The sequence below is a fragment of the Micromonospora sp. RTGN7 genome (assembly GCF_033804645.1).
Taxonomy (GTDB): Bacteria; Actinomycetota; Actinomycetes; order Mycobacteriales; family Micromonosporaceae; genus Micromonospora.
Genome location: NZ_JAPZLF010000026.1, coordinates 29,520 through 54,141, shown reverse-complemented (window position 1 = coordinate 54,141; position 24,622 = coordinate 29,520). Strand labels below are relative to the sequence as shown.

General features: G+C 72.2%; 25 protein-coding genes, 1 pseudogene and 1 riboswitch. Of the genes and pseudogenes, 11 read left to right on the top strand and 15 right to left on the bottom strand.

Going from position 1 to position 24,622, the window contains the following annotated elements; all coding sequences use genetic code 11:
* Positions 1–36: 36 nt before the first annotated feature.
* The 7 genes and pseudogenes from SNR22_RS26640 to SNR22_RS26610 all read left to right on the top strand — a co-directional run bounded on the left by SNR22_RS26640 (position 37) and on the right by SNR22_RS26610 (position 7,328).
* Positions 37–2,043 (top strand): magnesium chelatase subunit D family protein, encoded by a 2,007-nt coding sequence (locus SNR22_RS26640; protein WP_320069410.1) that lies wholly within the window; start codon positions 37–39, stop codon positions 2,041–2,043.
* On the top strand, positions 2,043–2,657 hold the full coding sequence (gene cobO, locus SNR22_RS26635) for a cob(I)yrinic acid a,c-diamide adenosyltransferase (protein ID WP_320069409.1): 615 nt from the start codon (positions 2,043–2,045) through the stop codon (positions 2,655–2,657). The genes SNR22_RS26640 and cobO overlap by 1 nt, the downstream gene beginning before the upstream one ends.
* Positions 2,651–3,988, top strand: a pseudogene (locus SNR22_RS26630) (cobyrinate a,c-diamide synthase); the annotation flags it as partial. The gene cobO and the pseudogene SNR22_RS26630, both read left to right, overlap by 7 nt.
* Positions 3,980–5,071 carry an Rv2231c family pyridoxal phosphate-dependent protein CobC gene (gene cobC, locus SNR22_RS26625; protein ID WP_320069435.1) on the top strand — a complete coding sequence of 364 codons (1,092 nt, stop codon included), beginning with the start codon at positions 3,980–3,982 and terminating at the stop codon, positions 5,069–5,071. The pseudogene SNR22_RS26630 and the gene cobC, both read left to right, overlap by 9 nt.
* Complete coding sequence (cobA, locus tag SNR22_RS26620) at positions 5,062–6,114, top strand: uroporphyrinogen-III C-methyltransferase (protein WP_320069408.1); 1,053 nt, start codon at positions 5,062–5,064, stop codon at positions 6,112–6,114. The genes cobC and cobA overlap by 10 nt, the downstream gene beginning before the upstream one ends.
* Positions 6,089–6,217: riboswitch (adenosylcobalamin (AdoCbl) riboswitch) on the top strand. (Overlaps the previous gene by 26 nt.)
* 13 nt (positions 6,218–6,230) lie before the next feature.
* Positions 6,231–6,440: a CbtB domain-containing protein gene (locus tag SNR22_RS26615; RefSeq protein ID WP_320069407.1), complete on the top strand. Its 210-nt coding sequence runs from the start codon at positions 6,231–6,233 to the stop codon at positions 6,438–6,440.
* A 102-nt stretch (positions 6,441–6,542) separates the two neighbouring features.
* The gene (locus SNR22_RS26610; RefSeq protein ID WP_320069406.1) at positions 6,543–7,328 is read left to right on the top strand and encodes a CbtA family protein; all 786 of its coding nucleotides are present in this window, start codon (positions 6,543–6,545) and stop codon (positions 7,326–7,328) included.
* Positions 7,329–7,478: 150 nt separating this feature from the next.
* Here the strand turns inward: SNR22_RS26610 and SNR22_RS26605 are convergent, their stop codons facing one another.
* A complete protein-coding gene (locus SNR22_RS26605) occupies positions 7,479–8,207 on the bottom strand; it encodes a cobalt-precorrin-6A reductase (protein ID WP_320069405.1) in 729 nt (242 codons plus the stop codon).
* Between the two features lie 8 nt (positions 8,208–8,215).
* Positions 8,216–9,679, bottom strand: coding sequence for a cobyric acid synthase (locus SNR22_RS26600; RefSeq protein ID WP_320069434.1), 1,464 nt, complete (start codon positions 9,677–9,679; stop codon positions 8,216–8,218).
* A gap of 230 nt (positions 9,680–9,909) precedes the next feature.
* Here SNR22_RS26600 and SNR22_RS26595 point away from each other — a divergent pair, with 230 nt between their 5' ends.
* On the top strand, positions 9,910–10,041 hold the full coding sequence (locus SNR22_RS26595) for a hypothetical protein (RefSeq protein ID WP_320069404.1): 132 nt from the start codon (positions 9,910–9,912) through the stop codon (positions 10,039–10,041).
* A 76-nt stretch (positions 10,042–10,117) separates the two neighbouring features.
* Here SNR22_RS26595 and SNR22_RS26590 read toward each other — a convergent pair whose 3' ends face one another.
* Positions 10,118–11,374 (bottom strand): ROK family protein, encoded by a 1,257-nt coding sequence (locus SNR22_RS26590; protein WP_320069403.1) that lies wholly within the window; start codon positions 11,372–11,374, stop codon positions 10,118–10,120.
* Between the two features lie 208 nt (positions 11,375–11,582).
* Between SNR22_RS26590 and SNR22_RS26585 the strand changes: the two genes are divergently transcribed.
* Positions 11,583–12,932, top strand: coding sequence for a GH1 family beta-glucosidase (locus SNR22_RS26585; protein ID WP_320069402.1), 1,350 nt, complete (start codon positions 11,583–11,585; stop codon positions 12,930–12,932).
* A 113-nt stretch (positions 12,933–13,045) separates the two neighbouring features.
* Here SNR22_RS26585 and SNR22_RS26580 read toward each other — a convergent pair whose 3' ends face one another.
* From SNR22_RS26580 to SNR22_RS26555, 6 genes are all read right to left on the bottom strand, one after another.
* On the bottom strand, positions 13,046–14,035 hold the full coding sequence (locus SNR22_RS26580; protein WP_320069401.1) for a malate dehydrogenase: 990 nt from the start codon (positions 14,033–14,035) through the stop codon (positions 13,046–13,048).
* 307 nt (positions 14,036–14,342) lie between these two features.
* Positions 14,343–15,278 carry a twin-arginine translocase subunit TatC gene (gene tatC, locus SNR22_RS26575; RefSeq protein WP_320069400.1) on the bottom strand — a complete coding sequence of 312 codons (936 nt, stop codon included), beginning with the start codon at positions 15,276–15,278 and terminating at the stop codon, positions 14,343–14,345.
* 17 nt (positions 15,279–15,295) lie between these two features.
* A complete protein-coding gene (tatA, locus tag SNR22_RS26570) occupies positions 15,296–15,625 on the bottom strand; it encodes a Sec-independent protein translocase subunit TatA (RefSeq protein WP_320069399.1) in 330 nt (109 codons plus the stop codon).
* Between the two features lie 210 nt (positions 15,626–15,835).
* Entirely contained in the window at positions 15,836–16,084 is a 249-nt protein-coding gene (locus tag SNR22_RS26565; protein ID WP_320069398.1) for a hypothetical protein, read from the bottom strand.
* Between the two features lie 10 nt (positions 16,085–16,094).
* On the bottom strand, positions 16,095–17,159 hold the full coding sequence (locus SNR22_RS26560; RefSeq protein ID WP_320069397.1) for a YafY family protein: 1,065 nt from the start codon (positions 17,157–17,159) through the stop codon (positions 16,095–16,097).
* Positions 17,156–18,154, bottom strand: coding sequence for a helix-turn-helix transcriptional regulator (locus SNR22_RS26555; RefSeq protein WP_320069396.1), 999 nt, complete (start codon positions 18,152–18,154; stop codon positions 17,156–17,158). Before SNR22_RS26555 ends, SNR22_RS26560 begins: the two co-directional genes overlap by 4 nt.
* Positions 18,155–18,344: 190 nt before the next feature.
* Between SNR22_RS26555 and SNR22_RS26550 the strand changes: the two genes are divergently transcribed.
* Both SNR22_RS26550 and SNR22_RS26545 read left to right on the top strand, forming a co-directional pair.
* Positions 18,345–19,322 carry a cation diffusion facilitator family transporter gene (locus SNR22_RS26550; RefSeq protein WP_320069395.1) on the top strand — a complete coding sequence of 326 codons (978 nt, stop codon included), beginning with the start codon at positions 18,345–18,347 and terminating at the stop codon, positions 19,320–19,322.
* A gap of 45 nt (positions 19,323–19,367) precedes the next feature.
* Positions 19,368–20,471 (top strand): DUF3866 family protein, encoded by a 1,104-nt coding sequence (locus tag SNR22_RS26545; protein WP_320069394.1) that lies wholly within the window; start codon positions 19,368–19,370, stop codon positions 20,469–20,471.
* Positions 20,472–20,519: 48 nt separating this feature from the next.
* Here the strand turns inward: SNR22_RS26545 and SNR22_RS26540 are convergent, their stop codons facing one another.
* The 6 genes from SNR22_RS26540 to SNR22_RS26515 all read right to left on the bottom strand — a co-directional run bounded on the left by SNR22_RS26540 (position 20,520) and on the right by SNR22_RS26515 (position 24,618).
* Entirely contained in the window at positions 20,520–20,711 is a 192-nt protein-coding gene (locus SNR22_RS26540; RefSeq protein ID WP_320069393.1) for a hypothetical protein, read from the bottom strand.
* A 67-nt stretch (positions 20,712–20,778) separates the two neighbouring features.
* Entirely contained in the window at positions 20,779–22,137 is a 1,359-nt protein-coding gene (pafA, locus tag SNR22_RS26535) for a Pup--protein ligase (RefSeq protein ID WP_320069392.1), read from the bottom strand.
* A gap of 225 nt (positions 22,138–22,362) precedes the next feature.
* Complete coding sequence (gene prcA, locus SNR22_RS26530) at positions 22,363–23,196, bottom strand: proteasome subunit alpha (protein WP_320069391.1); 834 nt, start codon at positions 23,194–23,196, stop codon at positions 22,363–22,365.
* A 63-nt stretch (positions 23,197–23,259) separates the two neighbouring features.
* A complete protein-coding gene (prcB, locus tag SNR22_RS26525; RefSeq protein WP_320069390.1) occupies positions 23,260–24,099 on the bottom strand; it encodes a proteasome subunit beta in 840 nt (279 codons plus the stop codon).
* On the bottom strand, positions 24,018–24,200 hold the full coding sequence (locus SNR22_RS26520; RefSeq protein WP_320069433.1) for an endonuclease domain-containing protein: 183 nt from the start codon (positions 24,198–24,200) through the stop codon (positions 24,018–24,020). Before SNR22_RS26520 ends, prcB begins: the two co-directional genes overlap by 82 nt.
* Positions 24,201–24,402: 202 nt before the next feature.
* Entirely contained in the window at positions 24,403–24,618 is a 216-nt protein-coding gene (locus SNR22_RS26515; RefSeq protein ID WP_117667512.1) for a ubiquitin-like protein Pup, read from the bottom strand.
* Between the last annotated feature and the right edge of the window lie 4 nt (positions 24,619–24,622).

Sequence of the window (24,622 nt, the reverse complement as noted above, 5' to 3'; positions counted from 1 at the left end):
CGTGGACGGTCATGGCAGATCGAGCGGGAGCCCTATATGCCAGCGCAGTACCCCTTTTGTGCCATCGTCGGCTCCGACGACCTGACTCTCGCCCTCAACCTGGTCGCGATCGACCCGCTCATCGGCGGCGTCCTGGTCCGTGGGGAGAAGGGCACCGCCAAGACCACCACCGTGCGCGGCCTCGCCGACGTGCTGCCGCTGGTGCGGACGTATGAGGGCGACCGATTCTCGGTCGACCCGGACGATCCCCTGGCGGTTTGCCCAGACGGGCCCATCGACGCGTCCACCCCGATCGTCGCGCGACCGGTCCGGTTCGTCGAGCTGCCCGTCGGTGCGAGCGACGACCGAGTGACGGGCTCCCTCAAGCTCGATGCGGCGCTGCGCGACGGTGTCGTGGCGTTCGAGCCGGGCCTGCTCGCCCGAGCCCATCGCGGCTTGCTTTACGTCGACGAGGTCAACCTGCTGCATGACCATCTCGTCGACCTGCTGCTCGACGCGGCGGCGACCGGCCGGGTCAGCGTGGAGCGCGAGGGCCTCTCGATCGAGCACGCCTGCCGGTTCGTGATGATCGGCACGATGAACCCCGAGGAGGGCGAGCTGCGTCCGCAGCTGCTCGACCGGTTCGGTTTGACCGTCGAGGTCGCCGCGCCGCGTAACCCCTCCTTGCGGGTGGAGGTCGTGCGTCGCCGGCTAGCGTTCGACGCCGACCCGGAGGGGTTCGCCGCACGCTGGGCCGACAAACAGGACGCCCTGCGTACGCGCCTGGCAGCGGCGCGGCAGCTCGTGCCGGACGTCGTGCTCGATGACGAGACACTCACGACCATCGCTGAGGTGTGCGCCGCCTTCGATGTCGACGGCCTGCGGGCCGACCTCGTCACCGCCCGCACCGCCGTGGCGCACGCCGCCTGGCAGGGGCGCGTACACGTGACCCGCGAGGACGTTCGCGTCGCCGCCCGTCTCGCGTTGCCGCACCGCCGGCGCCGCAACCCGTTCGACGAGCCCGGCCTGGACGAGGACCGGCTCGACGACCTACTGAGCCGCGACCCCGACCCTGGACCGGACGGTCCCGACGGCGGCCCCGGTGGTCCCGGCGGCGGGCCGCCGGACGACGCCCCGCAGGACGGCCCGTCCCGGGACGCCCACGACTTTCAAGACGGAGGCCCGCCCGCACCGGACAACGAGCCGCAGTCGGCCGGTGCCGCATCGATCGCGTCCGCCGGCCAGCCGGCACGCGCCCGCCTGCTCGTCGTCCGGGGCACCGGCGAAGGCCAGGCCGGCCGTCGGTCCCGGGCCCGCACACCTCAAGGCCGGGTCGTCGGGCAACAGCGCGGAGGGTCCGCCCCCAACCGCCTGCACCTGCCAGGCACCATCACTGCTGCGGCACCGCACCAGCGTTCCCGTGGCGGTTTCAGCGAGGGGCGCGGTCTCGTCTTCGCTCAAGGCGACCTGCGCCGCGCAGAAACCGTCGGGCGGGAGTCGAACCTCGTCCTGCTGTGCGTCGACGCGTCCGGCTCGATGGCCGCGCGACGCCGCATGGAGCAGGTCAAGACCGCCGTGCTCGCGCTGCTGCTGGACGCCTACCGCCGTCGTGACAAGGTCGCGCTGGTGACGTTCCGCCAGCGCACCGCCGACATCGCCCTGCCGCCGACCTGGTCCGTCGATGTCGCCTCCCGGCGGCTGGCCGACCTACCGGCCGGCGGACGGACACCGCTGGCCGAGGGCCTGCAGCGCTCCGCGGAGGTGCTGCGCCGCGAGGCGCTGCGCGACCCGTCCCGCCGGCCACTGCTGGTCGTGGTGACCGACGGCCGTGCGACCTTCGGGCCGGACGCACTCGGTCGTGCCCACCGCGCCGCAGCGCACCTGGCCGCTTCCGGCGTGCAGAGCGTCGTGGTCGACTGTGAGACCGGACGGTTCCGGCTCGGCCTTGCCGCGCGACTAGCCACCCATCTGCAGGCCGAGCACGTGCCGCTCGGTGAGGTGACCGCCGACGGGCTCACCAGCGTCGTCCACGCGGCGACCGCGCCGCACGAGGGAGTGGCCTGATGCCGCAGGGCAAGCCGCTGGTCGTCCCGGACGACGGCATCACCACCCGGGCACGACGTAACCGACCGCTGCTGATGGTCCACACCGGCAACGGCAAGGGAAAGTCGACCGCTGCCTTCGGCCTGGCGATGCGCGCCTGGAACCAGGGCTGGGACATCGGGGTCTTCCAGTTCGTCAAGTCGGCCAAGTGGCGCATCGGGGAGCAGACAGTGCTCGAACGGCTCGCCCGCCTGCACGAGGAAACCGGCGAGGGCGGGCCCGTCGAGTGGCACAAGATGGGCTCGGGGTGGTCCTGGAGCCGCAAGAACGGCACCGACGCAGACCATGCCGCTGACGCCGTCGAGGGCTGGGAGGAGGTGAAGCGGCGCATCCAGGCCGAGCGGCATCAGCTGTACGTCCTGGACGAGTTCACCTACCCGATGCAGTGGGGCTGGGTCGACGTCGACGACGTCGTGGAGACACTCGCCAACCGTCCTGGCCGCCAGCACGTCGTCGTCACCGGCCGCCGCGCCGACCCCCGCCTCCTCGCGGCGGCCGACCTGGTAACCGAGATGCTGCACGTGAAGCACCCGATGGACGTCGGCCAGAAGGGCCAGCGAGGCATCGAGTGGTGACATTGCCGCGTGTGCTGATCGCGGCGCCGGCCTCCGGCCATGGCAAGACCACGGTCGCGACCGGGCTCATGGTTGCGCTGGCCGCCCGTGGGCACACCGTCTCCGGGCACAAGGTCGGCCCCGACTACATCGACCCCGGCTACCACTCGCTGGCCACCGGCCGTCCGGGCCGCAACCTGGACCCGCACCTGACCGACCCCTCCCTCATGGTCCCGCTGCTGTTGCACGGCGCCCGGGACGCGGACGTCGCGGTTCTAGAGGGCGTCATGGGTCTGTTCGACGGCCGCATCGGCGGCGACGGGTTCGCCTCCACCGCCCACGTCGCGACGCTCACCCGCACGCCGGTCGTACTGGTCGTGGATGTCTCGCACACCTCGCGCAGCGTGGGGGCAGTCGTGCACGGGATGGCGACCTTCCAGCCCGGCGTCACCATCGCGGGTGTCGTGCTCAACAAGGCCGGCTCCCCGCGCCACGCCGCCGAGGCGGCACGCGCGGTGGAGTCCGCCGGCGTCTCCGTGCTGGGCATCCTGCAGCGCGACCAGGGGGTCAGCGCTCCTTCACGTCACCTCGGGCTCGTCCCCGCAGCCGAGCGCGACGAAGCCGCTGCCTCGCTGGACAGACTGGCCGAGCAGGTCGCCCGCCACGTCGACCTCGACGCCATACTGAAGGTGGCGCAGGCCGCGCCCGACCTCGATTGCGAGCCGTGGGACCCGACCGCGTACGTCCGACGCGGCGGGACCGGGTCTCCGATCATCGCGGTCGCGGCCGGGCGGGCATTCACCTTTCGGTACGCCGAGACGACCGAGCTGCTGCAGGCGGCGGGTTGCACCGTCGTGCCGTTCGACCCGGCCCGGGACGAGCGGCTTCCCGCCGGGACGCGCGGTCTGTATCTCGGTGGAGGTTTCCCCGAGGTGCACGCGGCCTCGCTGAGCACCAACAAGACCCTGCGCGACGAGTTGCGTCAGGCCGTCCTCGACGGCGTCCCGACGGTGGCCGAGTGCGCCGGACTGCTGTACCTGTGCCACTCGATCGACGGGCACCCCATGGTCGGGGCGCTCGACGCCGACGCGGTCATGACGCCCCGGCTCACCCTCGCGTACCGCCGGGCCGAACTCGGCTCGGACCAGCTCCTCGGCGAGCGCGGGACCGCTGCCACGGCACACGAATTCCATCGCACCACGGTCACTCCCGTGCACGGCGAGCGTCCCGCGTGGAGGCTGGAGGGCAGGGACGTGGGGTTCGCGGGCCTGACGCTCAGCGCATCCTACCTGCATGTGCACTGGGCAGGGCACCCACGCCTGGCCCAGTCATTCGCGGACGCCGTGCACCGGGCGGACGCCATCGCGGCACCTGGTAGGCCAAAAACACACACTGCCGCGCCACCGGTCCCCGAACCGGCCGCAGCCCCGTTGCGTCACCACGGCGACTCGAAGCTCTCCGCCGGCCTGCTGGACCTGACGGTCGACGTCAGCTATCTGCCCCGCCCGGAGTGGCTCGATCGGGCGCTGCACGACGGGATCGCGAACTCCGACACGTACCCCGAAGCCAGGGCGGCTCACGTTGCTGCGGCACGCCGCTACGGCCGTGACGAGTCAGAGATCCTCATCACGGCCGGTGCCGCCGAGGCGTTCTTCCTGCTCGCCCGAGCACGTCCCTGGCGGCACCCGGTCGTTGTGCACCCCCGGTTCGCCGAGCCCGACATTGCGCTAAGCGCCGCGGGCCACAACGCCACCCATGTCCTGTGTCGGGCCGAGGACCATTTTGCCCTCGACCCCGATGCCGTCCCTGAGGACGCGGACCTCGTCGTGGTGGACAACCCCAACAACCCGACCGGGCGCCTACACGCCGCCGCGACCCTGCGCACCCTGTGCCGCCCCGGGCGCGTCGTCGTCGTAGACGAGACGTTCATGGACTTCGTGCCGGGCGAGCCGCAGACGCTCACCTCGCACTGGCTACCCGGGCTGGTCGTGGTGCGAAGCCTCACCAAGCTGTGGTCGATTCCCGGCATCCGCGCCGGTCTCGTCGTGGGCGACCCCGCCGTGGTCGCCGATTTCCGCGCCCAGCAACCGCCCTGGTCGGTCAATACCCTGGCGCTGCATGCCGTCGTCACAACCACCGGGCCGCAGGCCGAGGCCGATGCAGAGGGCCGAGCCGCGCTATGCGTGCGACAACGGCGCACGCTCGTGGACGGGCTGAGCGAACTCGGCCTCACGGTCGTGGAGTCCAACGCCCCGTTCGTCCTCACCCGTCTGGGCTCCGGGGCGCGGGCGCGCCTGCGGGAGGCGGGCGTGGCCGTGCGCTGGACCGACACCTTCCCCGGCCTCGACGACTCGTGGGCGCGCATCGCCGTCCGCGAGCCGGCCGCCACCCGCCGTCTGCTCACCACGTTGGGACTCGCCGCCACATGGATCTGAACGTCACCGGTCGCAGCGTGCTCGTCCTCGACGGGGGCCCGCGCGCCATTGCCACGGTCGCTGCATTGCTGCGTGAGGGAGCGGCTGTCACCGTCGCGGCGCCAACCGTCTGCGCCGCCTTGGAGGACCTCGCCCTCCGTCGGCGGCTGACCTGGGTCATGGCACCCGTGGACGAGAGCCGCTTCGACGTCGTGCTGCGGGCCGTCGCGCCCCCGACGGCTGACGCGCCCGCCCGAACGGACCGAGCCGGTCACGTCACGCTGGTCGGCGCCGGCCCCGGGGACCCCGGTCTGGTCACCGTCGCCGGACGCGCGGCCATCGAGCAGGCCGACGTGATCATCGCCGACCGGCTGGCGCCATGGGAGGCCCTGGCGTGGGCCCGCCCGGACGCCGAGGTCGTCGATGTCGCGAAGGTTCCCTATGGACGAAGCACGAGCCAGGAGGAGATCAACGGTCTCCTCGTGAAGCACGCACGCGCCGGGCGTCACGTCGTACGGCTCAAGGGCGGCGACTCCTACGTATTCGGCCGCGGCTTCGAGGAGGTCGTTGCGTGCGCCGACGCCGGCGTCGCCACCACCGTGGTGCCCGGCGTGACGTCCAGCGTCGCCGGCCCAGAGCTCGCCGGCATTCCGGTCACCCATCGCGGACTCGTTCAGGGTTTCACCGTCATCTCCGGCCACGTGCCTCCGGGCCACCCCGACTCATCGATTGATTACCCGGCCCTCGCCCGCTCCGGCACCACGATCGTGGTGCTCATGGGGGCGCGCACCCTTGCTGCCATCGTCGAAGCGCTCATCGGGGCTGACATGGACGAGGGCATGCCGTGCGCGGTCGTGGCGGACGCCAGCCTGGCAAGCCAGCAGGTCATCCGCAGCACCCTCGCTCACGTCGTCGTCGACACCGCCGCAGCCGGCATGGGTGCCCCTTCCGTCGTGGTCATCGGTCACGTGGCCGCGCTCGAGCCGCGTCCTGCGCAGGCGGCCAAGACAACTGCCACACCCTCTTCCTCCCTGTTTCCTGCTATGGTCGTTCCACCTTGCTGAAGGAAGCCGGTGCGATTCCGGCGCAGTCGCGCTACTGTGACGCCGCTTGCGGCAAAGCCAGACCCTCCAGCCAGGTGAACATTCATCGATGGGACGCAGAATTCCCAAGGAGTGTCATGTCTCAGGCAACTACGGCCCCTCCGGCCGCTCTTCCCACCATCCCTGTGCGCGAACTCGCCCCCTGGGCGTTGTTCTTCGCGCTGCTCACCGTCGTCGTTCTGTTCTTCGTCGGCGCCGAGCAGGGAGCGTTCTCCGTCTTCGAGGGCACTGCCGTCCACGAGTTGGTCCACGACGCACGGCACGTCTTGGGCTACCCCTGCCACTGACGCTCGCGCGTCTGGCGTCCGGTCGGCCGGATTCTTCTTCCCCTCCCTCCGGTCCTGTCGGCAGCCCGTGCTGCCTGCGACCGGCTCTCGAACGGACCCTTGATGGCCCCTCGTGCCTTCCTCGTACGTGGCCTGCTGGCCGGCCTGATCGCCGGCTTCGCGGCCTTCCTCGTGGCCTACGTCGTCGCTGAGCCCCAGATCGACACCGCCATCGCTCTGGAGGAGGCGGGCTCGACTGAAAGCGGGCACACGCACGCCGACGCGGCCGCCGAGCAGTCCCACAGCCACGGCGAGGAGGCCCAGGTCTCTCGCGACACGCAGTCGACCTGGGGCCTGGCAACCGGCACCATCCTGATGGGCGCTGTCCTCGGGGGTGCCACGGCGCTCGCTGCCGCGTTCGCCATCGGGCGCCTGGGTGCGCTCTCAGCACGAGCCTCCACCGCGTTGGTGGTCGGCGTCGGCTTCGTCGCCACGGCGCTGGTGCCGTTCTTCAAATATCCCGCCACGCCTCCGGCGGTGGGCTCGGGCGACACGATCGGCGAGCGGACCGCCCTCTACTTCGGCTTCTGGGCGCTGAGCCTCGTCGCGGCAATCGGCGCCGTGATCCTGGCCCGACGGGTCCTGCCTCGACTGGGCGCGGACGGCGCGGTGCTGGTCGGGGTCACCGCGTACCTCATGGTGGTTATGGCCGCCGGTGCCCTCCTGCCTGCGGTCAACGAGGTCGGCGACTTCCCGGCTGACACGCTCTGGTACTTCCGCCGCTCGTCGATCCTGACCCTGGCCGCGACGTGGGCCGTCCTCGGCTTCGTGTTGACCGGCCTCGTCGGACGTGACGCGGACCGAGCCGCCGAGCGGCGGCGGCGACAGGAGTTGGCCGCCACGCTGTGAGCCGCCCTGTCGGTCACGGGGGTTGAGCGGCCGCGTTGGCGGGCGGCCGACGTCGTTGACGACGTTGGCCGGGCCCACGAACGCGGCCGAGACCGCATGGGCTGGCCCTTCCATGAAGGATCTGCTGCGCCCATCCGCCGCATGGCTGCTTCAGCGCACCAGCAACCCTCGCACCCAAGCCAGCACTGCGTCGACGTCGCGGACGATCTGCACGCCCGCCGGTGGGCCAGCTCGGCGGACGACGACCACCGGCATCACCCGCTCGGCGGCGACCTCGAGCTTCGCGACAGTGTGGTCACCGCCGGAGTCCTTGGTCACCAGAACGTCCGCGTCTGCCATCACCTGCCGCTCGTGTTCGAGGGTGTAAGGTCCACGGCTGCGCAGCAGCATCCAGGAGGCTGGCAGGCGGATGTCCGGCTCATCCACCACGCGTACCAGGCACGCGTGGCGGCGCAGCGGCTCGACGAAACGGTCGAGCGACTGCCGTCCGACCGTGAGGAACGGCCGTTCGCCCAGCCCCGCCGCCACGTCGGCGGCCTCGTCGTGGTTGTTGACCCAATGCCAGCCGGAGGCCTCGGGCCGTCCAGCCCAGCCGAGCCGCTCCAGGCGGAGCAGCGGAACGCCGACCGCCGGGCATACCGCAGCCGCGTTGACGCTGATCCTCTCCGCGAACGGATGTGTCGCGTCAACGACGGCACTAACCCCGGCCCCCTTGAGGTACGCCGTCAACCCTTCGATTCCACCGAAGCCACCAACCCGCACCTGTCCGACCGGCAGCCGCGGACGCACGACACGTCCCGCAAGTGAGGTCACCACTTCGACACCGTCCTCCACGAGCGCTGCTGCCAGCGCCCGGGCCTCCCCCGTTCCGCCGAGCACGAGGATTCTCACGCGTACGGCCCGACCACGGGGACGGCGGGAACGCCATGCTCGGCCAGGGTCAGCAACGCGTCGACGTCGAGGTGCTCTTCTGCCAGGTCCCCGAGCAGATCCAACCGAGCCTCACGGGCAGCGTCGAAGCTGACGCCCGACGGCGCAAACGATCCGCCGCGAGCGCGCGCGACGAGGTCGAGCACGGCCGTGCGCAGAGCGTCGGACTCCAGGCTGCCGTGCCACATCGTGCCCAGGACGTTGCCGTCCTGAACCCCTCCCAGGAACTCGGTGGCATCCGCGTCGCGGGTGACGCGCCCGTGATGGATCTCGTAGCCCGACGCAGGTGCACCGAACGCCTCACCACTCGGGAGGCGCAGCACCTTCCGCGTGGTGAACGTCGTCTCGGCCCGCAGGAGTCCCAGTCCTGCCACGCTCGTCGGCTCGCCGGTTTCGACACCGTTGGGATCATGCACATGGCGGCCGAGCATTTGGAACCCTCCGCAGACGCCGAACACCGCGCGTCCTGCCTCCGCGTGTCGGACGATCGCCCGATCTAGCCCACGGGAGCGAAGCCAGGCGAGATCGGAGACGGTGGCCCGGGTGCCGGGCAAGACGACGAGGTCGGCGTCGGCCACGTCGTGCGGGTCGGCGGTGAACACGACGTCCACATTGGGCTCGAGCCCCAACGCGTCAATGTCGGTAAAGTTGCTGATACGGGGCAGCCGCACGACGACCACCCGCAGCGCGCCCCCGGTACCGGCGCGCCGACTCTCCAGATCGAGCGCGTCCTCGGAGTCCAGCCACACGTCGGAGCGCCAGGGCAGGGTGCCCAGGACCGGACGCGCCGCAATCTCCTCCAGCCGCCGCAGGCCGGGCCCGAGCAGCGTGGCGTCGCCGCGGAACTTGTTGACGACGAAACCGGCCACCAGCGCCTGGTCGGCCGGCTCGAGCAGCGCCAAGGTGCCGTACAGTGCCGCGAAGACGCCACCGCGGTCGATGTCCCCGACGATCACCACCGGCATGTCCGCGTGCCGCGCGAGGCCCATGTTCACGTAGTCGCCGGCCCGCAGGTTGATCTCTGCTGGGCTGCCAGCCCCCTCGGCCACGACAAGGTCGTAGCGCGAGGATAGGTCGTCGTAGGCGGCGTAGGCGGCCTCGGCCAGGTGTGTCCGGCCGCCGACGAACTCCTTGCTGCTAATCTCGCCCGCCGGCTTGCCCATGACGACGACATGGCTGCGCCGGTCCCCGCCCGGTTTCAGCAGCACCGGGTTCATGGCCGCCTCCGGCTTTGCGCCAGCGGCTAGCGCCTGCACCCACTGCGCGCGGCCGATTTCCGCCCCGTCGGCGCACACCATTGAGTTGTTCGACATGTTCTGCGACTTGAAGGGGGCGACCGCGACTCCTCTCCGCGCGAACGCTCGGCACAGCGCGGTCGTCACGAGGCTCTTGCCTGCGTCAGAAGTCGTGCCTGCCACCATGAGCCGGGCGGTACGGCGAGCCTGCGCGTTCACCGCTCCAGTATGGCTTCTCGCCTGCCCGTCGGACCGGCGACCTCGAACTCGCCGAGCCGCCTCTCGTTGCCTTCCCACCCGCATCGCCCTGCGGGGGTCGACGACCGGCCGAAGCTCGGGTCGCCTACCTGCTCGACGCCGCCCGCGCGTATCTCCAGGTCGGCGGCCCGCTCGCGGCGGGACGCACGCTGGTCGAGGTGGACCGGACCGCGCCGGCCAAGGTCCGGTTACGGCAACTGGCCCGTACCCTGATCACCGACCTTGCGCGCGGCGGACCACTCCCCGCCGACGTGGCCTGCCTGGCCACGGCCGTCGGCCTCCCGGTCTGACCGGCCCCCTTCCCCACGACGTGAGCAGGACAAGATGCGGTCACGACGTGAGCAGGAAAAGCCTGACCGCGCCGGGTCAGCGGGTGCGCGGGCGGCGGCCCGGGCGCGGCAACGCGTCAACGCGGACGGCGCCGGCCGAGCGGGGCACCCCGCCGTCGCGCAGCAGCCGGACCATCGGCAGCGTGGCCGCGCCCATCGCGACCGCGTCGGGCCCGAGCTGGCACAGCTCGATGGAGGCCTGGGCGTACGGCTGGCGCAGCGCGTGCCGGGCGGTGACCTCCCGGATCCGGGGCAGGAACCGCTCGCCCAGGGCGAGCCCGGCCCACCCGCCGAGCACCACCCGCTCGGGGTTGAATAGGTTGATCAGGTTCGCCACCCCGGCGCCGAGGTAGCCCACCGTCTCGTCGAGCACCGCCTCGGCGGTCTTCGTCTCCGAGCGCAGCAACTCCCCCAGCGCGCTCTCCTCGTCGCCGCCGGCCGCCGGCCGACCCCGGTTGGCCTGCCGGTAGCGGTCGAGGATGCCCTCCGCGCCGACGTACGCCTCCAGGCAGCCGTGGTTGCCGCAGCGGCACCGACGCCCGGCGTACGCGATGGTGGTGTGCCCCCACTCGCCGGCGCTGCTGTGCGCGCCCCGGTAGCTCACCCCGTCGGTGATCACGGCGGCGCCCACCCCGGAGCCGACCAGCGCCACGACGGCGTGCCGGGCACCCCGGCCGGCGCCGAACCACATCTCGGCCTGACCGAGGGTCTTCGCGCCGTTGTCGACGTGCACAGGGATGTCGGTGCCGGCGCCGAGCATGGCACCCAGCGGAACGCCCTCCCAGCCGAGCGTCTGGGCGTGCACGACCGCGTCGGCGGCGCGTTCCACCGTGCCGGAGACGGCCACCCCCAGGCCGAGCACGGTGCCAGGGTCGACGCCGGCCTGCTCGGTCACCGCGATGAGCCCGTGCAGCAGGTGGGCCACCACCTGGCCGGGGTCGGGCGCGGCGACGTCGAGCGGGTACTCCGCCTTCGCCAACGCGGTCATCGTCAGGTCGAAGAGCTCGACCTGGATCCGGGTCTCGCCGACATCGGCGCCGACCAGGTAGCCGTAGCCAGGCGCCACCCGCAGCAGCACCCGGGGCCGGCCACCATCGGACTCCACCAGGCCGGCCACCTCGACCAACCCCTCGCCGATCATCTCGCCGACCAGGTTGCTCACGCTGGCCAGGCTCAGCGCGGTGGACTGCCCCAGTTCGTGGCGGCTGAGCGGGCCGTCCAGCCAGATCCGGGTAAGCAGCACCGCGCGATTGGCGCGACGCATGTCGCGCACGGTGGTGCGTCTGACGTCCATCGACCCGCGTCCTTCCCCGGGCGTCACCGGCCGGCCGCCCCCACCAGAATGCCTCAACGCCACGATTAAGGCTATGAACTAAGCTGTGAAGAAGGTGGCAAACCGGGACGCTGGGCATCCCCGGCGCGCCCGCGCGCCCCCGCGACCATCCGTCCCGCCCTCCCGACCGTCCCGCGCCACCCCCACCCGGAACCGAAGGAGTACGTCTGTGGCCGACCCGACCGCCCTGCCCGCCCACTTCCGCTGGGGCGTGGCGACATCCGCGTACCAGATCGAGGGGGCCGTTGACGCCGACGGCCGCACACCCTCCATCTGGGACACCTTCTGCCGGGTGCCCGGCGCGATCGACAACGGCGACACCGGCGACGTGGCCTGCGACCACTATCGACGCTGGCCCGAGGACGTCGCGCTGATGCGCGGGCTCGGCGTCGACACGTACCGGTTCTCGGTGGCCTGGCCCCGGGTGCTGCCCGAGGGCACCGGCCGGGTCAACCCGGCCGGGCTGGCCTTCTACGACCGGCTGGTCGACGCCCTCTTGGAGGCCGGCATCCGGCCGTTCGTCACCCTCTACCACTGGGACCTGCCGCAGGCGTTGCAGGACCGGGGCGGCTGGCCGGCGCGGGACACCGCATACGCCCTGGCCGACTACGCGGCCGTGGTGGCCGACGCGCTCGGCGACCGGGTCCGCGACTGGGCCACGATCAACGAGCCGCTCTGCTCGGCCTGGATCGGCCACCTTGAGGGCCGGATGGCCCCCGGGGAGAGCGACCTCGCGCTGGCCGTCCCCGCCGCCCACCACCTGCTGCTCGGTCACGGGCTGGCCACCGCCGCGATCCGCGCGCACGCCGCCGAACCCGCCTCCGTCGGCGTGGTGTGCAACCTGAGCCCGATCGAGCCGGCCAGCGACCGCCCCGAGGATGTCGCCGCCGCCGCCCGCGCCGACGGGCACGTCAACCGGTGGTGGCTGGACCCGCTCTTCGGCCGCGGCTACCCCGCCGACATGCTGGAGGTCTACCGCACCGCGCCGCCGGTGCGCCCCGGCGACCTCGAGACGATCGCCGCCCCGCTGGACTTCTTCGGGCTCAACTACTACTTCCGACAGCGCGTCGTCGCCGACCCCGACGGTCCCCCGCCGTACGCGCGCCAGGTGCCGGTGCCCGGGGCCGTCGAGACGGCGATGGGCTGGGAGACCCACCCGGCCGGCCTGGAGCAGTTACTGGTGCGCCTCGGCGAGGAGTACGGCGCCGGGCCCATCCACGTCACCGAGAGCGGCTCCGCCTGGCCGGACCGGATCGGCCCCGACGGCGCCGTCGACGACCCGGAGCGCACCCGCTACCTGGAGGGACATCTCGCCGCCTGCGCCTCGGCCGCCGCCCGGGGCGTCGACGTGGCCGGGTACTTCGCCTGGTCGCTGCTGGACAACTTCGAGTGGGCGTACGGGTACGACAAGCGGTTCGGCCTGGTCCACGTCGACTACGACACCCAGCGGCGCACCGTCAAGGCCAGCGGACACCGCTATGCCGAGCTGATCCGCGCCCACCGCAGCGTCCTGGCCTGACCGGGCCACCGGAACGCCGGCCCGCCCCGGTCACTGCAGCCGCGACGGCGGGTCGGCGGACGCGAAACGGCCCGCGGAGCACGTCGGCTCCGCGGGCCCTCCGACCACCAGGGTCAGAGCAGGCCGAGCTTCTGCACGGCCGCGCGCTCCTCCTGCAACTCCGCCACCGAGGCGTCGATGCGCTGCCGGGAGAACTCGTCGATGTCCAGCCCCTGCACGATCTCGAACCGGCCGTCCCGGGCCACGACCGGGAACGACGAGATCAGGCCCTGCGGCACGCCGTAGGAGCCGTCGGAGACGATCGCGGCCGAGGTCCAGTCGCCCTCGGGCGTGCCGTTGATCCAGTCGTGCACGTGGTCGATCGCGGCGGACGCGGCGGACGCCGCCGACGACGCCCCCCGGACCTCGATGATCTCGGCGCCCCGCTTGGCGACCCGGGGGATGAACTCGTCGGCCAGCCAGGACCGGTCCTCGCGCAGCTCCGTCGCCGGGCGACCGTCGACCTCGACGTGGGAGACGTCCGGGTACTGCGTGGCCGAGTGGTTGCCCCAGATCGCCAGCTTCTTGATCTGCCCGACGGAGACCTGAAGCTTGCGCGCCAGCTGCGCGACCGCGCGGTTGTGGTCGAGCCGGGTCATCGCGGTGAAGCGGTCGGCGGGCACGTCGGGGGCGTGCGCCTGGGCGATGAGGGCGTTGGTGTTGGCCGGGTTGCCCACCACCAGCACCTTGATGTCGGACGCGGCGCCAGCGTTGATCGCCTCGCCCTGGGGCTTGAAGATGCCGCCGTTGGCCTCGAGCAGGTCCCCCCGCTCCATCCCCTTGGTGCGGGGACGCGCGCCGACCAGCAGCGCCACGTTGGCGCCCTCGAACGCCTGCTTCGGGTCGTCGAAGACCTCCACCCCGGCCAGCAGCGGGAACGCGCAGTCGTCCAACTCCAGGGCGGTGCCCTCGGCCGCGCGCACCGCCGCCGGGATCTCCAGCAGCCGCAGCTTCACCGGCCTGCCACCGCCGAGCAGTTGCCCGGAGGCGATCCGGAACAGCAGCGCGTATCCGATCTGTCCGGCTGCGCCGGTGACGGTCACGGTTAGGGGCGTCTGGGCCATCAGAACTTCTCCTGCCGAAGGGGCTGTCAGTGCCGATCAGGGGCGCAGTCACCATATCGCGAGTGCCGGACGTGGACTCACGAGCGCCTCGTGGCCCGGGTCACCCCCGTCACCGACCGGCTCGGTCAGGGCGGTGGCGCGAGCAGTCCGTCGACGACCGCGCGGAGCGGGCCGAGGAGATCGTCAGACGTCGCGTCGCGCGGCGGCCGCAGACCGACACGGTGGAACGTACGACGGCGACCCCACACGACGGGGGCCGCCCCGAGGTGGGACGGCCCCCGTCGTCGCGGGTGCGGACCGAGTCCGGTCAGGTCATTTCGTCGTAGCGGCGCTCGATCGGCGCCGCAGCGGCGACCGGTGCCGCGGCCTCGACCCGCTGGCCGGGCGCGATCGGATCGTCGTCGAGCTCCAACGGCGACACCTCGTCGTCGGCGATCCCGGCGTAGGCCTCCTTGCCCCGCCCTCGCCGCCGGTCGTTGAGGAACGCCACACCGACCGCGGCGAAGTACAGCGCGGTCAGGCAGAGGGCCAGGGCCGTCATGCCGAACGGGTCCGGCGTCGGAGTGACCACGGCGGAGAAGGCGAAGAACACGAAGATCGCCACCCGCCACCAACTGAGCAGCCGCTTCGCGCTGGCCAGCCCGACGAAGTTGAGCATCAGCACGATGAGGGGGAACTCGAACGCCACCCCGAACAGCAGGATCAGGTTCGTGACGAACGAGATGTATCGGGTGACCTCAAGGGTCGTCGCGATATCGTCGCCGGAGACGTTGAGCAGGAACTCCAGCCCCTTGGTGGTGACGAAGAACGCCAGCACCGCCCCGGCGGCGAACAGCGGCGCCGCCAAAGCCGTGAAGATGTACGCGTAGCGCCGTTCGTTGCGGTGCAGGCCCGGCGCGATGAACGCCCAGAGCTGGTAGAGCCAGACCGGAGCAGCGACGATCAACCCGACCCAGAGGCCGATCTTCAGGTTGAGCAGGAAGACGTCGGCGACGCCGAGCTGGACGAAGTTGCACTTGCCCGTGCTCGGGTCGATCGACGCCGGCAGCTCGCAGTACGGCTGGGAGAGCAACCTGCGCACCGGCTCCGCCAGCCAGATGCCGAAGCCGAAGCCGACCAGGATCGCCAGGGACGCCCGGAACAGCCGGTTGCGCAGCTCACGAACGTGCTCCATGAGCGTCATCGAGCCGTCAGCGGCCCGTTCGAAGGTGCTGGGGCCGCGTTTACGCAGGGCGAAGGCCACGGTGGTGGGCCCGCCGGTCAGTTGTCGCGGACGCGCTGCACCGGGTCGATGACCGGCTGCTGCGGAGCCTGCGGCGGGGCGTACGGCTGCTGACCGTAGGTCTGCTGCTGCACGTACGGCTGCTGGGTCGGCTGGCCAGCCTGCGGCTGCAGCGGCTGGTAGCCGGCCTGCGCGTCGGCCTTCTCCGCCAGGTCGCGGTCGTCGTCGTGCAGGCTCTTCGTCTCGGCCTTGATGATCCGCAGCGAACGGCCCAGCGAACGAGCCGCGTCAGGGAGCCGCTTCGCGCCGAACAGCAGGATCAACACGACCACGAGTACGGCGATGTGCCACGGCTTGAGGGCACCCATGGGAAGCTCCAGTCGCTCTGTGTCGTCGTGAGGGGTGTACCGCAGCCCATCGTACGTCCGTGACGGCCCGTTGCCACCCGCCGGCCCGCTGGTGGTTACGGCCGGCCGGTGAAGTCTTGACCAACCCCGCGCGTCCCGTCAACCGTCGGCGGCGGACACTTCGGCCAAGTGGGGCAACAAACCACCCACCACACCGACCGCCGCCGATCATCAGTGGCCGCGCTTCGCCTTGATCAGCTCAAGCCGCTGCTGGGTCACGGTCACCTGCCCCTGGAGGGCCTCCGCGCGCTCCTGGAGCGCCTCCGCGGTGACCCGCAGCGCCTCCGCCTCGACCTGGCGACCCTGCAACGCCACGGCGGCGCGACGCAACCGGGGCAACCTCCCCACCACCGGCCGCACGGCCAACGCCAGCACCACGAGCGCGAAGAGCACCACCGCCACCACGATCCACGTCACCACGACGGCCAGCCTACCGGGACGGCACGGACCCCGCCGGGGCGGCCGACCGCACGGCGTCGGGCGTGGCGTACGCCTCAAGGGCGGCGACGGCCTGGGCGCGGACCTGCTCGGCCAACTCCGCCGGGGCCACCACGGTCACGCCCGGCCCCAGCCCCAGCACGAACCGGCGGGCCCAGCCCAGATCGGTCACCCGCAGCGACACCAGCCACTGGTCGCCGTCGCCGGCCTCGACCCGCTCGCACGGGTAGTACTCCGTGATCCACCGCTCGCCCCGACCGATCCGCAGGGTGATCAGCGGCAGGCCCGGCGAGGGACGGAACACCCCCTCGGTCAGGTCGTGCGGGCGGGCCTGCGGGGGAACCACCGCCGGCTCGTCCAACTCGGTGACCGCGTCGATCCGGTCGACCCGGAACAGCCGCACCGCCTCCGCGCGGCGACACCACGCCTCCATGTACGCCCGGCCGCCCACCATCAGCATCCGCAACGGGTCGATGACGCGCTCGGTGCTCTCGTCCCGGGCCGCCGTGTAATAGGTGATCCGCAGCGCCCGGCCCCGCTCCACCGCCGCCCGCAGCTCCTCCACCCGTCGGCTGTCGACGGGAATGCGCACCTCGACCGGGGCGGAGACCAGGTCACCGGCCGCGTCCTCGATCTTCGCCAGGGCCCGCTCCACGGCCTCCCGGTTGGTCACCCCCGGGGTCTCCGCCAGCATCCGCAACGCCACCACCAGGGCGAGGGCCTCGTCCGGGGTCAGCCGCAGCGGCCGGTCGATCCCGGCGTCGTAGGTGATGGTCACCCGGTCGCCGTCGAAGGCCATGTCGATCAGGTCACCCGGGCCGTAACCGGGCAACCCGCACACCCAGAGCAGCTCCAGGTCCTCCCGCAACTGCCGCCCGGTGATCCCCAGGTCCCCGGCCGCCTCGGCGATCTCGATCCCCGGCCGGGCCAGCAGGTACGGCACCAGATTCAGCAGCCGGGCCAGCCGGTCGGCCGAGGCCCGGTTGCCGGCCGCCCGGGCCCCCACGGGACGGGCACCGGTCGAACGGGCGGCGGGACGGCTGGCCGGGCGGGTCATCGGGCACCTCCGGTCACGGTCAGCTCCTCGTGCCGGGCGGCGATCTCCTTGAGTCGCTGGATGACCGCCTCGCGCACCTCCGGCGGGTCCAGCACCCGCACGTCCGGGCCGTACCCCACCAACTGCCCGGCGAGGAACTCCGCGTCGGCGTACGGCAGGACCAGCCGGTCACCGTCGGGTCCCGGCGCGGCCTCCACCGCCCAGCGGCGCAGCCCCGCCGCGCGCCCCGGGCCGACCAGCACCGTCGCCCGCCCGGTGCGTTCCACCGGCCCCGACCAGTGCGCCACGTGGCTGATCAGGTCCACCCCCACCGGCGGCACGTACCCGCCCGGCGCACCGGTCACCCGGACCGCGCCGACGACCCGGGAGAGCCGGAAGCAACGCGTCGCCGCCCGGTCCAGGTCATGGCCCACCACATACCACCGGCCCCGCCAGCAGACCACCCCCCACGGCTGCAGCCGGCGGCGGGTCGAGGCGTCCCGGTCGGGCACCCGGTAGTCGAAGCTGACCTCCCGGCGGTCCCGGGCGGCGGCGGTCAACGGCGCGAACGCCGGGTCGACCATGACCATCGGCTCCAGCCCCAACGTGGCCTGCGGGTCCACGTCCACCCCGGCCGCGCGCAGCTTCGCCAGCCCGGACGACGCCGCGGCGGCCAGGCCCGCGTGCTGCCACAGCCGCGCCGCGATGCCCACCGCGGCGGCCTCGTCCGGCTCCAGGAGGATGTCCGGCAGCGCGTACTCCCGGTGGGCGATCCGGTAGCCGGGCTCGGTGTCGAAAGCGCTGGCCGTGCCGGTCTCCAACGGCACCCCGAGTTCCCGCAGCTCGGCCTTGTCCCGCTCGAACTTGCGCTGGAACGCTTCGTGGTCCTTCGCGTCCTCCGGATCGTGCTCGTAACCGGGCACGGTCGCGGCGATCTGCGCGGCGGTCAGGAACCGTCGCGTCGACAACAGGCAGATCACCAGGTTGACCAGGCGCTCGGTGCGGGTCCGCGACACGGCGCAACGCTAGCAGCCCGAGCGATCAGACCGGGTACCCACGTGGGCGCGTCGTGCCAACGCCGCGACGGTCACTCTCGGTCGGCGAAAGACGGCCACGGCGGGTCGCACGGGCCGCCGGTAGCGCCCGCGGCGCGACTCATCGCCGCTCGGCCGGCGGCACCCCGGCCCGCCGCCATAGGGTGACCCCATGCCGGAACCGGATGCCAAGTCCGAAAGCCTCGGCACCGTCGTGGTCGCCGGCGCGGCGAACCTCGCCATCGCCGTGGCGAAGCTGGTGGCCGGCCTGGTCTCCGGCTCCGCGGCCATGCTCTCCGAGGCCGCCCACTCGGTCGCCGACACCACCACCGAGGTGCTGCTCTTCCTGGCGCTGCGCCGCGGCGCGCGCCCCGCCGACGTCCGGCACCCCTTCGGGCACGGCAAGGAGGGGTACGTCTGGGCCTTCCTCGCCGCGCTGTTCACCTTCGTCGCCGGCGCCGGCTTCGCCATCACCCACGGCGTCACCACCATCCTGGTGCACGAGCACAGCGGCGACTACCTCATCTCGTACGTCGTGCTGGCCGTGTCGTTCGCGATCGAGTCGATCTCCCTGGCCCGGGCGGTGCGGCAGATCCGCGGCGAGTCCCGCCGCTGGCGGACCACCCCGCGACGGTTCCTACGGCTGACCGCCGACACCGCCGTCAAGGCCGTATTCCTGGAGGACAGCGCGGCCCTGATCGGCCTGCTACTGGCCGCGGCCGGCCTGGGACTGTCGCACTGGACCGGCTCCGAACTCTGGGACGGCCTCGCCTCCATCGCCATCGGCCTGCTCCTGCTCGTCGTGGCGATCACCCTCGCCAAGGCCAACATCTCGCTGCTGGTCGGCCGCTCCGTCCCCGAACGGCTGCGCCTGGAGATCGAGCAGGAACTCAACGGCCTGCCCGCCGTGGAACGCATCGACACCCTGCTCACCATGCAGCTCGGTCCCGACGAGATGCTCGTCGCCGCCAAGGTCGACTTCCGCGACGACGCCACCGGCGCCGACCTCGAGGCCGCCGCCGACGAGGCCGAGCGCCGCCTCACCACGCGCTACCCCGAGATCGGGTACGTCTTCCTCGACCCCACCCCCTCCCGCCCCGGGGCACGCGAGCGACGTGCCCGACACACCCAGGACGACCCGCCCCGCTGACCCCGCCGTCGCGGCACGCCCCCCGGGGCCGCTAGCGTGCCGGACATGGTGCGATGGCGGACGGGAACCGTGACGGCGCTGCGGCGGGAGTGGACCGGCGCGATGGAGCTGGACGTCGAGCTGACCGACGGCGGCACCATGCGGGCCCTGGCCTACCCGGAGCTGGTCGGCCGCCCCGAACCCGGCGACCGGGTGCTACTCAACGCCGGCGCGCTGCTGATGGGCCTCGGCACCGGCGGGTACGCCCTCGTAGTGGCCCTGCCCGACCGGCTGCCGCCCGACCCGCCGCAGGCGCGCGACACCCGCGACGCCGGGCACCTGGTCAAGGCCCGCTACACCCCGCTGCAACCGATCCTGCTCGGCGTCGACGAGGAGGCCAGCCCGCACCGGGCGGTCCTGGAGGCCGCCGAGGACATCGCCGGGCTGCCCGTCGTCACCGCCGACCTGCACTCCGCCCTCCCGGCGATCCTCGCCGGCGTGCGCGCCGACGCCCCCGACGCCCGGGTGGCGTACGTACTCACCGACGGCGGGGCGCTGCCCGCCTGGTTCTCCCGCACCCTCGACGGGCTGCGCGACCAGCTCGCCGGAACGGTCAGCGTCGGGCAGGCCTTCGGCGGCGACCTGGAAGCCACCACCGTGCACAGCGGCCTGCTCGCCGCCCGGCACGTGCTCGCCGCCGACGTCGTGATCCTCGCCCAGGGCCCCGGCAACCTCGGCACCGGCACCCGCTGGGGCTACTCCGGGGTGGCCGTCGGCGAGGCAGTCAACGCCGTCGCCGCCCTCGGCGGGCACCCGGTCGGCTCACTGCGGATCTCCGACGCCGACCCCCGCCCCCGGCACCGGGGCGTGTCCCACCACAGCCTCACCGCGTACGGCCGGGTCGCGCTCGCCCCGGCGGATCTGGTGGTGCCCGACGGACTGGACCCGGACCTGGCCCGGGACGTGGACACCGCGCTCGCTGCCCTCGGCGGGCGGCACCGGATCGTCCGGGTGCCCACCACCGGCCTCGACGCCGCGCTGCGCGCCAGCGCCGTGCCGCTGTCCACCATGGGCCGCGGCCTCGACGCCGATCACGCCTACTTCCTGGCCGCCGCGGCCGCCGGCCGGCACGCCGCGGCACTGGCCCGGGCACCGGGGCAGCGCGGCTGACGGTCCGAGACCGCGCCGTCGCCGGCGGGGAGGTGCGGCGGGCGGGCCTCAGACCAAGAAGATCAACGCGAGCCAGCCGCCGACGATCAGCGCCAGCGCGAGCCCCAGCACCCACGTCGGCACCGTGAACTCGCCGCGCCGGTTCCGCTCGATCTCGGTACGGATCTTCTCGCGCCGCCGGTCGATCCAGTTCAGCTTCTCGGCGCCGCGGTCGCGCTCGGGAGATTCAGACGTCGTCATGGCACGGCCAGCCTACCCGCCGCGCCCCGCCCGCCGCGACCAGCGCCGCGGGCGGGAGCCACGCCGGTCACATGCTGGCGATCAACCGCTCCACCCGCTCGTCGTACGCCCGGAACGGGTCCTTGCAGAGCACGGTGCGCTGCGCCTGGTCGTTGAGCTTCAGGTGCACCCAGTCGACCGTGAAGTCCCGCCGCTTCTCCTGCGCGTGCCGGATGAACTCACCGCGCAACCGGGCCCGGGTGGTCTGCGGCGGAGTCTCCTTCGCCTCGAAGATCTCCGGGTCGGTGGCCACCCGATCCACCTCCTTGCGCCGCTCCAGCAGCCCGTACAGGCCCCGTCCGCGCCGCACGTCGTGGTAAGCCAGGTCCATCTGCGCCACCCGGGGGTGCGACAGCGGCAGGTCGTTCTTGCGCTGGTACCGCTCGATCAGCCGTAGCTTCGTCACCCAGTCGATCTCCCTGGACACCGGCTCCAGGTCACCGGTCTCCACCGCGCTCAGCACCCGACCCCAGAGCTCCACCACCCGCTTGGCCGTCTGGTCCCCGCCGCGCCGCTCCACGAACTCGATCGCCTTCGTGAGGTATTCCTGCTGGATCTCCAGCGCGCTGACCTCCTTGCCGGAGGCCAGCCGCACCTTGCGCTGCCCGGTGATGTCGTGCGACACCTCGCGGATCGCCCGGATCGGGTTCTCCAGCGTCAGGTCCCGCATCACCACCCCTGCCTCGATCATCCGCAGGACGAGGTCCGCGGAACCGACCTTCAGCAGCGTGGTGACCTCGTTCATGTTCGAGTCACCAACGATGACGTGCAGTCGCCGGTACCGCTCCGCGTCGGCGTGCGGCTCGTCGCGGGTGTTGATGATCGGACGGCTCCGGGTGGTCGCCGACGACACCCCCTCCCAGATGTGCTCGGCGCGCTGGGAGAGGCAGTACACCGCCCCGCGGGGCGTCTGCAGCACCTTGCCCGCACCGCAGATCAGCTGCCGGGTGACCAGGAACGGGATCAGCACGTCCGCCAGCCGGCCGAACTCCCCGTGCCGGGAGACCAGGTAGTTCTCGTGGCAGCCGTAGGAGTTTCCGGCCGAGTCGGTGTTGTTCTTGAACAGGTAGATCTCGCCCGCGATGCCCTCGTCGTGCAGCCGTTTCTCGGCATCGATGAGCAGCCCTTCCAGGATCCGCTCCCCCGCCCGGTCGTGGGCCACCAGGTCCATCACCGAGTCGCACTCCGGGGTCGCGTACTCCGGGTGGGAGCCGACGTCCAGGTAGAGCCGGGCGCCGTTGCGCAGAAACACGTTGCTCGACCGGCCCCACGACACCACCCGACGGAACAGGTACCGTGCGACCTCGTCAGGGGACAGCCGCCGCTGCCCGCGGTAGGTACAGGTGACGCCGTACTCGGTCTCGAGGCCGAAGATTCGCCGCTCCATGATGTGACATTAGCCCTCTCGGGCCCCGAATGGGCAGGGCTGACCACCCCGGCACCCCGACCGCCCGCGCCCCCGGCAGCCCGCCGCCCACACCCGACTCGACGGGGCGGGCCGCGCACGCCGACCGTCCGCGCCGCTCGCACGGCCTCCGGACGCACGCGACCGGCCACCCCTCGCATGGGGTGACCGGTCGGGTGACGACGCCACGCGGCCGAGGCCGCCGCCTCACGCCTCGGGCGTGTCGGTCTCCCGCTGACCCTCCAGGTCCGCCGAACCGGCCGAGGTGGTCGGCTTCTTCGCCTCCTGGGTCGGTGTCGTCGGGGTGTCCGGACGCTCCTGGGCCGGCTCCGCCCCGGCGCTGTCGCCGTCCAGCAGCGCCGTCAGGGCCGCCCCGGTGATCCGCCGGAACGTCCGCCCCACCCGGCGGCGGTCCAGGACCGCCACCTCCAACTGGTTGGCCGCGATGGTACGAGCCGCGCCGCCCTCACCGCCGACGGTGCTCAGCGCCGCCAGGGCCAGCCGTACGGCCTCGCCGAGCGACATGTCCGGCCGGTGCTGCGACTTCAGCGACCCGGAGATCGCCTCCGCCTGCCCGCCCATCGCCATCCGACCCGGCTCGTCGTTGATCGAACCGTCGTACGTCAGCCGGTAGAGCGCGTCGTCCTCCGGCGTCGCGCCCACCTCCGCCACGCAGATCTCCACCTCGAACGGCTTCGACTGCTCGGTGAAGATGGCACCGAGGGTCTGCGCGTACGCGTTGGCCAGCGCCAGGCCGGTGACGTCGCGCCGGTCGTAGCTCAGGCCGTTGAGGTCGGCCATCCGGACCCCGGCGCGGCGCATGTTCTCGAACTCGTTGTACCGGCCGACGGCGGCGAAGCCGATCCGGTCGTAGATCTCGCTGACCTTGTGCAGGGTGCTGGAGAGGTTCTCCGCGACGAAGAGCACCCCACCCTCGTAGCTCAGGACCACCGCGCTGCGCCCCCGGGCGATGCCCTTGCGGGCCAACTCGGAGCGGTCGCGCATGATCTGCTCGGGCGAGGCGTAGAACTGCATGGCCACGGCGGCGGTTCTCCTTTGGGCGCTGGGTGCGACGACTGCTGACTGGGGCTGGCGGAGGCGGGATCAGCCGCCCGGGTTCTCCATCCGGGCGGAGACCACGGCCTCGGCGATGGCGGCCGTCTCGGCGTCGGTGAGCCGGTGGGTGCCCTCCGCCGTCGCGGTCATCACCACCGGGTAGATCCGACGGGTCAGGTCCGGGCCGCCGGTCGCGGTGTCGTCGTCGGCCGCGTCGTAGAGCGCCTCGACCGCGAGCCGCGCCGCGTCGTCGACCGACAGGCCGGCCCGGAAGCGCTTCTTCAGCGCCGACCGGGCGAAGAGCGAGCCGGAGCCGATCGCGTCGTAGCCGGTCTCCTCGTAGGGGCCGCCGGTGACGTCGAAGCTGAAGATCCGCCCGGCCGTGGCCGGGTCGGCGGCGGCCAGGTCGAAGCCGGCGAAGAGCGGGATGACCGCGAGGCCCTGCATGGCCGCGCCCAGGTTGCCACGGATCATCGAGGCCAGCCGGTTGGCCTTGCCGTCGAGCGAGAGCATCGCGCCCTCGATCTTCTCGTAGTGCTCCAGCTCCACCTGGAACAGCCGCATCAGCTCGATGCCGATGCCCGCGGTGCCCGCGATGCCGACCAGCGAGTACGCATCGGCCGGGTGCACCTTCTCGATGTCCCGCTGGGCGATCAGGTTGCCCATGGTGGCCCGACGGTCGCCGGCCATCACCACGCCGCCGGCGGCCGAGATCGCCACGATCGTGGTCGCGTGCGGCGCCAGATCGGCGGCCATGCCCGGCGGCAGCGGCCGACGGCCGGGCAGCATCTCGGGAGCAGCCTTGCTCAGGAACGTGGTGAAGGACGACGTCCCCGCGTTGGTGAACACATCTGGTAGACGCCCGGATGGATCAAAACCCGCTGCCACGTGGTTCCTCTCAGGTACGTGATCGCCCTGGCCAGCCTCGTGGGACTGTCACGGAACTGGCCAAGACCACCGTTGCAGTTGAAGCAGAGTATCCCGCGCACCCACCCGGTGCGATGATCGTGGGCCAGATATTGCGGGTCCGCGCCGCTGCGCCGTCTCCTTGCCACGGGCGTTGTGACCCGGCTGGGTTATAGGCCAGCCCGTCTATTCGCCGCCGGTTGCGATGGAACTCGCTCGCGGGCAGCAGGCGCTCACACTGGGGCACGCCTTGTCCGGCACGTCAGGTGAATCGGATATTTATTATTATTCTCCCCCCTTCTGCACATAGCCCCTCACGAATTCCTCGGCGTTCTCTTCCAGGACGGAGTCGATCTCGTCGAGCAGATCGTCGACGTCCTCGGTGATCTCGGCGTGCCGCTCGGCGACTTCCGGGTTCGCCTCGGTGGTGACGTCCTCGATCTCCTCGCCCTGCCGGGCCTTGCCCGACTGCGACTGCCCGCCGCTGTCATGAGTGGCCATTTGC

What these genes read in the sequence shown, in the direction of transcription:
- SNR22_RS26640 (WP_320069410.1), top strand. Translation starts at nt 37, where the DNA reads ATGCCAGCGCAGTACCCCTTTTGTGCCATCGTCGGCTCCGACGACCTG.
- cobO (WP_320069409.1), top strand. Translation starts at nt 2,043, where the DNA reads ATGCCGCAGGGCAAGCCGCTGGTCGTCCCGGACGACGGCATCACCACC.
- cobA (WP_320069408.1), top strand. Translation starts at nt 5,062, where the DNA reads ATGGATCTGAACGTCACCGGTCGCAGCGTGCTCGTCCTCGACGGGGGC.
- SNR22_RS26615 (WP_320069407.1), top strand. Translation starts at nt 6,231, where the DNA reads ATGTCTCAGGCAACTACGGCCCCTCCGGCCGCTCTTCCCACCATCCCT.
- SNR22_RS26610 (WP_320069406.1), top strand. Translation starts at nt 6,543, where the DNA reads ATGGCCCCTCGTGCCTTCCTCGTACGTGGCCTGCTGGCCGGCCTGATC.
- SNR22_RS26600 (WP_320069434.1), bottom strand. Translation starts at nt 9,679, where the DNA reads ATGGTGGCAGGCACGACTTCTGACGCAGGCAAGAGCCTCGTGACGACC.
- SNR22_RS26590 (WP_320069403.1), bottom strand. Translation starts at nt 11,374, where the DNA reads ATGGACGTCAGACGCACCACCGTGCGCGACATGCGTCGCGCCAATCGC.
- SNR22_RS26580 (WP_320069401.1), bottom strand. Translation starts at nt 14,035, where the DNA reads ATGGCCCAGACGCCCCTAACCGTGACCGTCACCGGCGCAGCCGGACAG.
- tatA (WP_320069399.1), bottom strand. Translation starts at nt 15,625, where the DNA reads ATGGGTGCCCTCAAGCCGTGGCACATCGCCGTACTCGTGGTCGTGTTG.
- SNR22_RS26560 (WP_320069397.1), bottom strand. Translation starts at nt 17,159, where the DNA reads ATGACCCGCCCGGCCAGCCGTCCCGCCGCCCGTTCGACCGGTGCCCGT.
- SNR22_RS26550 (WP_320069395.1), top strand. Translation starts at nt 18,345, where the DNA reads ATGCCGGAACCGGATGCCAAGTCCGAAAGCCTCGGCACCGTCGTGGTC.
- SNR22_RS26545 (WP_320069394.1), top strand. Translation starts at nt 19,368, where the DNA reads ATGGTGCGATGGCGGACGGGAACCGTGACGGCGCTGCGGCGGGAGTGG.
- SNR22_RS26540 (WP_320069393.1), bottom strand. Translation starts at nt 20,711, where the DNA reads ATGACGACGTCTGAATCTCCCGAGCGCGACCGCGGCGCCGAGAAGCTG.
- pafA (WP_320069392.1), bottom strand. Translation starts at nt 22,137, where the DNA reads ATGGAGCGGCGAATCTTCGGCCTCGAGACCGAGTACGGCGTCACCTGT.
- SNR22_RS26515 (WP_117667512.1), bottom strand. Translation starts at nt 24,618, where the DNA reads ATGGCCACTCATGACAGCGGCGGGCAGTCGCAGTCGGGCAAGGCCCGG.